Here is a 9,558-nt window from a genome sequence, read left to right on the forward strand (position 1 = left end):
AACCGTGCACATCGAAGTCTGGGCCGACACGACCTGTCCTTGGTGTTTCCTCGGCAGGCACCGCCTGCACCGGGCCCTGGACCTGTGGGAGGCCGAGGGGCGGGAGCGGCCGGAGGTGATCTGGCTCCCCTACCAGGTCGACCCGCTGGCCCCGCGGACCGCCGTGCCACGTGACGAGGAGACGGCCCGGCGTCGCGCCGAACTGCACGACGCCGGGACGCGCGACTCCTTCCTGGCGGAACTGGCCGAGGCGGAAGGGCCCGGATTCGCCTGGCGCCCGCGGTGGCGGGTGAACACCTTTGAGGCACTGGCGCGCCGGCACGGCGGGAACGTCCTCCAGGACGCCGTGAAGTCCGAGCTGCTGCGCGCGCACTTCGTCCGGGGGGAGAACCTGGGCGACCCCGCCGTCCTGGTCGCCGCCGCGGAGGCGGCCGGCTTCAGCCGGGCCGGCGAGGCCCTGGCGGCGGGAGAGGGCGGGGCGCAGGTGCGCGCGGAGTCCGCGCGGGGCGCGGCTGACGGGATCACCGCGGCACCCACGATCGTGGTCGGGCGGCGCGCCCTCGCCGGAGCGCAGGACCCGGAGGTGATCCTCGGCTTCCTCCGCGACGCCGCCGAGGTCCTGCGCACCGAACCGGGGCTCGCCGCGGAGCAGCCGCCCGGGGCCGTCCCGGCGGACCCGCTGGTGCGGGACCCCGTGGAGACGTTCAGGTCCGCGGACCGACTGCTCCGGGCACGCGAGCCGTTGGAAGCGCTGCGGGTGCTCCGCTCGCTGCCCGGCGAGTACGCGCAGGACTCCGCCGTTCTGCTGCTGACCGCACGCTGCTGTTTCGCCACGGCGCAGCTGGGGCGGGCCGAAGGACTCCTACGACGGATCGTCGAGGCCGACCCGGCCGACGACTACGCGCAGTTCATGCTCGGCCGGTGTCTGCTGCGGCAGAGCCGCCAGGAGGACGCCAGGGTCCACCTGCGGATCGCCGCCGCGCTGAACCCGGACCCCGAGTACGTCGGCGTCCTGGCCCAGGCCGGTGTCTGAGCGTGCGGTCCGAGCGGAGGGGTGCCGGACGCCGTTGTCCGCACATCCATCCCCCGCCGGCCCGAACGCTCAGACCGCCAGAAGGCCGTCCTCCATCGCCCGGACGACGGCGAGCGTGCGGTTCGGGCAGTTCAGCTTCGCCAGCACATTGCCCACGAGCCGCTTCACCCCGTGCTCCGAAATCTGCAGCTGGCGCGAGACCTGCTTATTGCTCAGCCCCTCCGCCACCAGCCGGAGCACCTGGAGTTCACGCGGTGTCAGCGCGGCTCCGGCGGGACCCCAGGGCTGCGCGCTGCCGATCGAGTTCGGGCCGGCCCGGCCGAGCAGCCGCCGGGCCAGCGTGGCCGACACGTAGAACTTGCCCGCCATGACGTCCGCGACCGCATCGGCGAGGATCCGCGGCTCCAGCCCGGTCCAGTCGACGTACCCCTGCGCCCCGCTGTGCGCCAGCCAGGGCACGTCGAGCCCGTCCGGGCCGTCGACGAGGAGGAGCACCCTCATGCCTCGGCAGGAGAGTTCGCGCACGGCTTCGCGCGCGTCGTCGGTGGCGAGATCGTCCGAAGAAGCCAGGATCGCATCGAACTGCTGCCCGTCCCACATTCTGAGATCCGCGACGCCGACGTCGGAGCAGCGGATCGAGCTGATTCCGTGGAGGGAGCGGATCATGCCCTCAATTCCGTAGCGGTGAATGGTGTTCTGGATTAGCAGGGCGACGTGCAGCCCTGAGCCGCTCGGCTGAGCTCCCATTTGCACTCCTTTGAATAAGGGAAGTGTCAGACCCCGCCGGTGTACTCCGGTGAGCATCAACAGGGGATCAACGGGGGCTGACACGACAGAGACGATCACGGGCATGGGTCAGCGACCCATCGGGTGGGGGGCCGTCGGGTGATGCGTTCAGGGGTGAGAAGAGTCGGATCCGGCCCGGGCGCCGGATCAGGAGCCGTACGCGGCGGGAAACGCGACGGCGCAGAAGTGGTCGGGGCCTGCGGGCAGGTCCTGCACCACCCACGTGTCGGCTGGGCAGCCGGCGACGCCGTGCCGGACCACCGCGCGAGGTTGCGCCGGTGCGACGTCGAGGCTGCTCAGCGCCGCCTCGATGCCGATTCCGGTCGCCTTGGCCACGGCTTCCTTCCTGGTCCAGCAGCGGATGAACTCCGCCTGCATCCGCTCGGCGGGCAGTCCCGCCATGTACGAGAGCTCGCCGTCGGTCAGGACCGCGCCGGTGAACTGTGCGACATTCACCGGCCGCAGGACCTCGATGTCGGCACCGACCCGCATCCCGTCGGCCACCGCGCACAGCCAGTAGGGGCCGGACCTGGACAGGCTCAGCTCCCAGGACGTCCGCGGTGTCCGGATGAAGGGGCGGCCGTGGTGTGGGCTGCCGCAGCCCGGACAGGCGTACCGGCCGAAGCGGATCTCGCCGGCGTCGCAGTTCAGCAGCTCGCCCAGGTGTCGGCGGACCGCGATGTGCGCGGCCGCGTAGCGGGTCCCTCGGATCCCGTCGCGAAAGGACGTGTATCTGGTCCGCTCCTCCGGCTGGAGGAGGTCGAGGTCATCCGTTTCGAATGTGTCGGCCGACTGACCGGACCAGACCCGCAGCCGGGGGCCGAGTTCCGGTACGCCCGTCATCGGGGTCCCAGCCTCGATCGGTCGTCAACAACGGATGGTGCACTGTCAAGGTGCCTCACCATGCAACTCCCCCGTTGAGCAAGAATGGCGCATTGCCATGATCGTACGAATGAATGCTAGAGCCATGCAAGGAAAAAATTTCGCCACCTCCCCTCTTTTCAGCCGCGACGTGCAAAGCGCGCCAATATGTTTCGGCGTCATGAATAAAAAAGAACCGAGTATCTTTTTTAATCCCCGGCCCCCTCCCCGGGAACGGCGAGGCGGCCCGGCGGAGGTTCCGCCGGGCCGCCGTCGGGTGTGCGGGGCTATACGAGGGCGGACTCGTCGCAGCGGGCCACCCAGGACGCGAAGGGCTCCGAGGGGGACGTGCGGCCCGCCAGGTAGGCGCGGGTGAGGCGTTCCACGTAGTCCGGGAGGTCCGCCGCCGTCGTTTTCAGGCCACGGAGCTTCTTGCCGAAGCCGCCCTCCTGGTCCGCGGCGAGCGAGAGGGTGCCGCCCAGGTGGACCTGGAAGCCTTCCACCTGCCGGCCGTCCTCGTCCGCGACCAGCTGGCCCTTCAGGCCGATGTCGGCGACCTGGGTGCGGGCGCAGGAGTTGGGGCAGCCGTTGACGTTGATGTTGAGGGAGGGCGGCGTCTCCTCGCCCGCCAGCCGCTTCTCCAGTTCCGCCACCAGCGTCGCCGCCCGTTCCTTCGTCTCGACGATCGCCAGCTTGCAGTACTCGATCCCCGTGCAGGCCATCGTGTTGCGGCGCCAGGGGGAGGGGCGGGCCTGGAGGCCGATCTCCGCGAGGTCCGCGATGAGCGGTTCCGGGTCGGCCACGTCCAGGACCAGCAGCTTCTGGTACGGGGTCAGGCGCACCCGGCCGCTGCCGTGGGATTCGGCCAGGTCGGCCAGGGCCGCGAGCTTGGTGCCCGAGAGGCGGCCGGCGACCGGTGCGGCCCCGACGTACGACAGGCCGTCCCGCTGCGGGTGTACGCCGATGTGGTCGATCGGGGCCGGGGGCAGCGAGGGGGCCGGGCCGTCGAGGAGGGGCCGGCCCAGGTACTCCTCCTCCAGGACGCGGCGGAACTTCTCCACGCCCCAGTCGGCCACCAGGAACTTCAGCCGGGCCCGGCCGCGCAGCCGCCGGTACCCGTAGTCGCGGAACAGCCGGGCCACCGCCACCCACACGTCCGGGACGTCGGCCAACGGCACCCACACCCCGACGTGCTGCGCCAGGATCGGCACCGTCGACAGGCCGCCGCCCACCCACATGCCGAAGCCCGGCCCGTGCTCGGGGTGGACCGCGCCGAGGAAGGCCAGGTCGTTGATCTCGTACGGGATGTCCGGCAGCCAGGACACCGCCGACTTGTACTTGCGCGGCAGGTTGGAGAGGGAGGGGTCGCCCACGTAGCGGGCGGCGATCTCCCGTACGGCCGGGGTCGCGTCGAGCACCTCGTCGGCGCCGACCCCCGCGACCGGGCTGCCGACGATGACGCGCGGGCAGTCCCCGCACGCCTCGGTCGTCGACAGGCCGACCTCCTCCAGCCGCCGCCAGATCGCCGGCACGTCCTCGATCCGCACCCAGTGCAGCTGGACGTTCTGCCGGTCGGTGATGTCCGCGGTGTTGCGGCCGAAGCGCATCGAGACGTCGGCGATCGCCCGCAGCTGGGCGGCGTCGAGGGTGCCGCCGTCGCTGCGCACCCGCATCATGAAGTACTCGTCCTCCAGCTCCTCCGGGGCGAGCGAGCCGGTCCTGCCGCCGTCGATGCCGGGCTTGCGCTGCGTGTACAGGCCCCACCAGCGCATCCGGCCGCGCAGGTCGTCGGGGTCGATACTGGCGAAGCCCTCGCGGGAGTAGACCCGTTCGATGCGTTCGCGCACGAGGAGGGGGTCCTCGACCGCCTTGAACTCCTCGTTGGCGTTGAGCGGTTCGCGCTCGCCCAGCGCCCACTGTCCCTCGGGGCGCCGGGCGGCGGCGGGGCGCGCGGACCGGGCGGTCCGGACCGGCGGCGCCGCGACTGTTTCCGTCATGGTCCTGCTCCTTGTCGGGTCGTCAGGTGGTGCCGAGGCCCGCTACCGGGACGATCATTCCGCTGGGCAGCCAGCTCGCGGACCCGCCGTGGTGGTGGCCGCCGCCTCCGCCCGCGCCCCCGCTGCCGGGTACGTACAGCACGGCGGCGGCGTAGAGCTTCGCGGGCGCGGGGCCCGCCGTTCCGCGGGCCTCGCGCCAGGCCTGGTACCCGGCGGCGCTGGGCACCTCGCCGGGGAGACGGTCGCCCAGCGCGGCGGCGTACTCCACCGCCGCCGGGCTGCCGGGGGCGTAGCGCAGCGGGATGAGCTGGCCCGCGCTCGGCGAGAGCAGCGGCGCGGTCAGCAGCCAGGGCGCGAGGTACGTGCCCTCGGCGACGGTGCGGCCGGCCTCGACGTCGTGGACGGCGGCGTCGGCGCCCGCCCAGCCGGAGGTCACGACCAGCGGCCGGCGGGAGGAGGGGCCGGGCGCGCCCACGGAGATCCCGGCCCCCGCGGCGGCGGCGCGCACCTCGGCGGCGGCGGCCCGCCCGCGCGGGGAGTCGTCCTCGACGAGGGAGACGGACCGGGTGCCGCGCCCGGCGAGGAAGCCGACGGTCTCCCGCAGCGCGGCCGCGTCCGCCTCCGTCAGGGAGTCGGAGGGGCAGCCGGCCGGGGCCTTCGCGCTGCCGCCCAGCACCGATCCGGCGGCGGCGCTCGCGCACTCCGCCCCGTCGGCGCCCCGCAGCCCGGCCGGCGCCGGGGCGGCGCCCCCGCGGCCGGTGTCCACGGAGAGCGCGGCGACGGCCCCGCCGGCGGAGACCCACACCCGGCCGGGCCCGGCCGGCAGTTCGACCGGGACCCAGGTCAGCGCCGAACCGGGCCGGGGTCCGCCCCGGGCGAGGCGGTCCCGGTCGGTGCCGGCGGAGGCCCCGGGGGCGGCGACGGCCACCAGGTTGTACCCGGGCCGGTTCGGCACCACCAGCACCGGCACCTGCTGCCCGCCGAGGCCGACCGAGCCCAGCACCGGCCCCCCGGCCGCCGGGACCGCGGTCCCGCCTCCCGGAGCCCCCAGGGTCCCCGCCAGGGCCGCGCACGCCACCGCCGCGGCGAAGTACGCCGTGGCGGCGGAGCGGCGGGCCAGCAGCCGCGTGCGCAGGAGCAGCAGCACGCCCAGCGCCAGGGCGGCGGTCAGGACGACCGCCGCCGCGAGGACTGCGTTCACCGGCGGACGACGCCGTCGCTGACCACGAACAGGACACCGTGCGGCTGCGCGTCGCCGTAGTCGCCGTGCGGCCAGGAGGCGCGGTTGAAGCCGACGCACGGCTTGCCGGTGTTCTCGTCGCGGAACGACCGGTCGAGGGTCACCCGGCCGCGCCGGTCGAGGTCGAACATGCACACCCGGTGGTCACCGCCGCCGCCGAAGGACCCGGCGACGAAGTAGTTGGCCACCGCGATCCGGCTGACCTGCGTGGTCTCCCGGTAGACGCCGTCGGCGCCGCGCCTGAAGTTGTCCATGGCGCCCCAGTGCGGACCGCCGGAGCTGACGTCGCGGATCGGGACGGTGCTCACCAGCTCCGGGCAGTCCCGCTCGTGCCCGCCGCGGCCGGCCTCGGCGAGCTCGTCGACGGAGCACTTCGCGCCGTCGCCGGCCGCCAGGAGCTTCTGGATGTCCAGGACGTAGACCATGCCCGTGGTCTCGTCGAGCGGCTTGCCGTAGGGCACCGACTGGCCCATCACCGTGTGGAAGAGGAACCGGTCGTCGGGGCTGACGGCCAGCCAGCTGCCGTTGTCGCCGCTGCCGGTGATCCCCTTGTCGCCCTGGAAGGTCCGGTAGGCGGTGGTGTCGTCGAAGACCTCCTTCCACTGCGGGGCGGGCGCGGTGACGTCCGGGGTGTAGAAGACGGCGCCGCCGGCCATCGAGGAGACGAACGCGCCCTTGTGGCCGGGCCGGTTGGTCAGCGCGGTCTCCATGACCACACGGGACTCGCGGAAGAAGGCCCGCGGCTCCAGCGCCCCGCGCGGCCCGTCGGAGACCTTGGACACCGACTTCAGCACCGGGTCGTCGCGCCGGGTGATGTCGAAGACGCGGACGGTCTGGCGGGCCAGGTTCTCCTTCAGCGCCGAGTCCGGCGTCATGAAGTTGCGTGCCTCGGCGAAGTCGCTCGCCACCATGACGTTCAGGTCCTCGCGGACCGCGACGCCGTGCGGGTTGGCGCAGGTCGCGGCCGGCAGCGCCGGGACGTTGCCGCACTGTGCCGGGTCCTCGCCGGCCTCGGTCGCGGCCGGGATCTCGGCGAGGGTCTTGCCGTCCCGGCCGATCCGGACGATCTCACCGGGCGAGCCGGCGGCGCCGTTGCCGACCCGCACCTGGCCGTTGGTGTAGGTGCAGGGGCCGGTCACGTTCGGGCCGCCCATGTACGTCCCGTACGCGGTCCCGTCGCTCAGCACCTGGTAGGCGTCGGGCAGGGTGCCGCAGGGGGTGTCGGCGGCGGTGTTGACGCCGGCGATCGTCAGCGCGGGCAGGGCCTTCGCGTCGAAGACGAACGTGGTGTCGCTCATGATGCCGCCGGCGTAGATCCGGTCGCCCTTGTGCCACACGTACTGCATGTGGTGCGGCTCGTTGCCGTTGCCCGGGCCGACCGTGACGGTGTTGGCGACCTTGCCGTACGTGGGGGAGCCCGGGGTCGCGTCGATGACGGTCAGGAAGTCGGGCGCCGGCTGCTTGGCCGGGCCGGACCAGACGAGCATCCACTGCCGGCCCGGACCGCCGGCGGCGGCCACCAGGTGGTTGGTCGCCGAGTAGGTGACGCCGTCCGAGCCCTGGAAGGTGGAGGTCCAGGTCTCCGGCGTGCCGGCGGCGGCGGGTTCCGCCGCGGTCAGCATGGAGGCGGTGAGTCCCACCGCCGACAGACAGAGTGCGAGGCGGCGTATCAGCCTTCCTCGGCGCGGTCCTTGCAGGCTCATTTCTCCGCGTGCCTCTCCGGGGATATCGGGCAGAATGTGGGGGGAATCGGCGGCGTTATTTCCGGTCACTGTCGCACAGGGGTGCTGGCGGTCCGCTGATGTGCCGCTTACCGGGCCCTGACCGCGCCCCACAAAAACCCTGAAATGATGGAATGAGCAGGTCAGCGGGCTGTCATGGCCGATTCGGCCCGAATATACCCCCGATCAGCGGACCGTCAGTGTTTTATGCGTCGGCATTGCTAATCTCGGCTCGGAAATCCCCTGACCGGTTCGCCGCGTTCCCCTTTTTCGAAGGAGCCGCCGGGTGACGACGACTCAGGCACACGGAGATATGAGAGAGCTGGCCGAGCGGGCGGGCCGGGAGCTGGAGGACGCCTCCGCGCTGGAGATCCTCACCTGGGCCGCCGAGACCTTCGGCGCGAAGTTCTGCGTGACCTCCTCGATGGAGGACGCGGTGGTCGCCCACCTCGCCTCCCGGGTGATGCCGGGCGTCGACGTGGTGTTCCTGGACACGGGCTACCACTTCGAGGAGACCATCGGCACCCGCGACGCGGTCGAGGCGGTGATGGACGTCAACCTCCTCACGCTGAGGCCCTGCCAGTCGGTCGCCGAGCAGGACGCCCAGTACGGGCCCAGGCTCCACGACCGCGACCCCGACCTGTGCTGCGCCCTGCGCAAGGTCAGGCCCCTGGAAGCGGGCCTGACCGGGTACGCGGCGTGGGCGACGGGCCTGCGCCGCGACGAGTCCCCGACCCGGGCCGGCACCCCGGTGGTCGGCTGGGACGAGAAGCGGCGGAAGGTCAAGATCTCCCCGATCGCCCGCTGGACCCAGGACGACGTCGAGGCCTACGTCGCAGAGCACGGCGTGCTGACGAACCCGCTGCTGATGGACGGTTACGCCTCCGTCGGCTGCGCCCCCTGCACCCGCCGGGTCGCCGAGGGCGAGGACGCCCGGGCCGGCCGCTGGGCCGGGCGCGCCAAGACCGAGTGCGGGCTGCACGGCTGATGAGACGACCTACGGAGACGGAGCTGATGAGCGTGAGCGGCCAGGGGGCGACGGTGTGGCTGACCGGTCTGCCCAGCGCGGGCAAGACCACCATCGCCTACGCGCTGGCCGAGCGGCTGCGCGCCGAGGGCCACCGGGTGGAGGTCCTCGACGGCGACGAGATCCGCGAGTTCCTCTCCGCCGGGCTCGGCTTCGGCCGCGAGGACCGCCACACCAACGTGCAGCGGATCGGCTTCGTCGCCGGACTCCTCGCCGGCAACGGCGTGAAGGCGCTCGTACCCGTCATCGCGCCCTACGCCGACAGCCGCGACGCGGTCCGCGCACGGCACGCCGCCGAGGGCACCCCGTACCTGGAGGTCCATGTGGCGACCCCGGTCGAGGTGTGCTCCGAGCGTGACGTGAAGGGCCTGTACGCCAGGCAGGCGGCGGGCGAGATCTCCGGTCTGACCGGCGTCGACGACCCGTACGAGCCACCGCAGGCCCCGGACCTGCGGATCGAGTCGCACACGCAGACCGTCCGGGAATCCGCCGCGGCGCTCCACGCGCTGCTCGAACAGAGGGGCCTCGCGTGACCACCGTCATCCCCATCCGCAGGGCCCCACGGGCACTGAACCACCTGGACTCGATGGAGTCGGAGGCGGTGCACATCTTCCGCGAGGTGGCGGGCGAGTTCGAGAAGCCGGTGATCCTGTTCTCCGGCGGCAAGGACTCCATCGTCATGCTGCACCTGGCGCTCAAGGCCTTCGCGCCGGCGCCGGTGCCCTTCGCCCTGCTGCACGTGGACACCGGCCACAACTTCCCCGAGGTCATCGAGTACCGCGACCGTGCGGTGGCCCGGCACGGCCTGCGCCTGCACGTGGCCTCCGTCCAGGAATACATCGACGCCGGCACGCTGCGCGAGCGCCCCGACGGCGTCCGCAACCCGCTGCAGA

The 9,558-nt window shown here is 72.7% G+C and carries 9 protein-coding genes; 4 read left to right on the forward strand and 5 right to left on the reverse strand.

From position 1 onward, the window contains the following. Window positions 1–4: 4 nt before the first annotated feature. Window positions 5–1,033 carry a DsbA family protein gene (locus AB0F18_RS25815; protein WP_362064579.1) on the forward strand — a complete coding sequence of 343 codons (1,029 nt, stop codon included), beginning with the start codon at window positions 5–7 and terminating at the stop codon, window positions 1,031–1,033. Between the two features lie 69 nt (window positions 1,034–1,102). Here AB0F18_RS25815 and AB0F18_RS25820 read toward each other — a convergent pair whose 3' ends face one another. The 5 genes from AB0F18_RS25820 to AB0F18_RS25840 all read right to left on the reverse strand — a co-directional run bounded on the left by AB0F18_RS25820 (window position 1,103) and on the right by AB0F18_RS25840 (window position 7,557). Continuing rightward, window positions 1,103–1,780 carry a response regulator transcription factor gene (locus AB0F18_RS25820; RefSeq protein ID WP_362064581.1) on the reverse strand — a complete coding sequence of 226 codons (678 nt, stop codon included), beginning with the start codon at window positions 1,778–1,780 and terminating at the stop codon, window positions 1,103–1,105. Between the two features lie 186 nt (window positions 1,781–1,966). Continuing rightward, entirely contained in the window at window positions 1,967–2,662 is a 696-nt protein-coding gene (locus AB0F18_RS25825) for a 4'-phosphopantetheinyl transferase superfamily protein (RefSeq protein WP_362064583.1), read from the reverse strand. Window positions 2,663–2,967: 305 nt separating this feature from the next. Further along, complete coding sequence (locus AB0F18_RS25830) at window positions 2,968–4,677, reverse strand: nitrite/sulfite reductase (RefSeq protein ID WP_362064585.1); 1,710 nt, start codon at window positions 4,675–4,677, stop codon at window positions 2,968–2,970. A 22-nt stretch (window positions 4,678–4,699) separates the two neighbouring features. Further along, complete coding sequence (locus AB0F18_RS25835) at window positions 4,700–5,878, reverse strand: hypothetical protein (RefSeq protein ID WP_362064587.1); 1,179 nt, start codon at window positions 5,876–5,878, stop codon at window positions 4,700–4,702. Then, complete coding sequence (locus tag AB0F18_RS25840; protein ID WP_362064589.1) at window positions 5,875–7,557, reverse strand: hypothetical protein; 1,683 nt, start codon at window positions 7,555–7,557, stop codon at window positions 5,875–5,877. The genes AB0F18_RS25835 and AB0F18_RS25840 overlap by 4 nt, the downstream gene beginning before the upstream one ends. A gap of 394 nt (window positions 7,558–7,951) precedes the next feature. Here AB0F18_RS25840 and AB0F18_RS25845 point away from each other — a divergent pair, with 394 nt between their 5' ends. From AB0F18_RS25845 to AB0F18_RS25855, 3 genes are all read left to right on the forward strand, one after another. Beyond that, entirely contained in the window at window positions 7,952–8,626 is a 675-nt protein-coding gene (locus tag AB0F18_RS25845) for a phosphoadenylyl-sulfate reductase (protein ID WP_362064593.1), read from the forward strand. Window positions 8,627–8,652: 26 nt separating this feature from the next. Further along, window positions 8,653–9,198 carry an adenylyl-sulfate kinase gene (cysC, locus tag AB0F18_RS25850; RefSeq protein ID WP_362064591.1) on the forward strand — a complete coding sequence of 182 codons (546 nt, stop codon included), beginning with the start codon at window positions 8,653–8,655 and terminating at the stop codon, window positions 9,196–9,198. A gap of 53 nt (window positions 9,199–9,251) precedes the next feature. After that, window positions 9,252–9,558 (forward strand): phosphoadenosine phosphosulfate reductase family protein (locus tag AB0F18_RS25855; protein WP_362064595.1); only part of this gene is annotated, 307 nt, incomplete at its 3' end.

This window comes from Streptomyces sp. NPDC029216 (assembly GCF_040648015.1).
GTDB lineage: Bacteria > Actinomycetota > Actinomycetes > Streptomycetales > Streptomycetaceae > Streptomyces.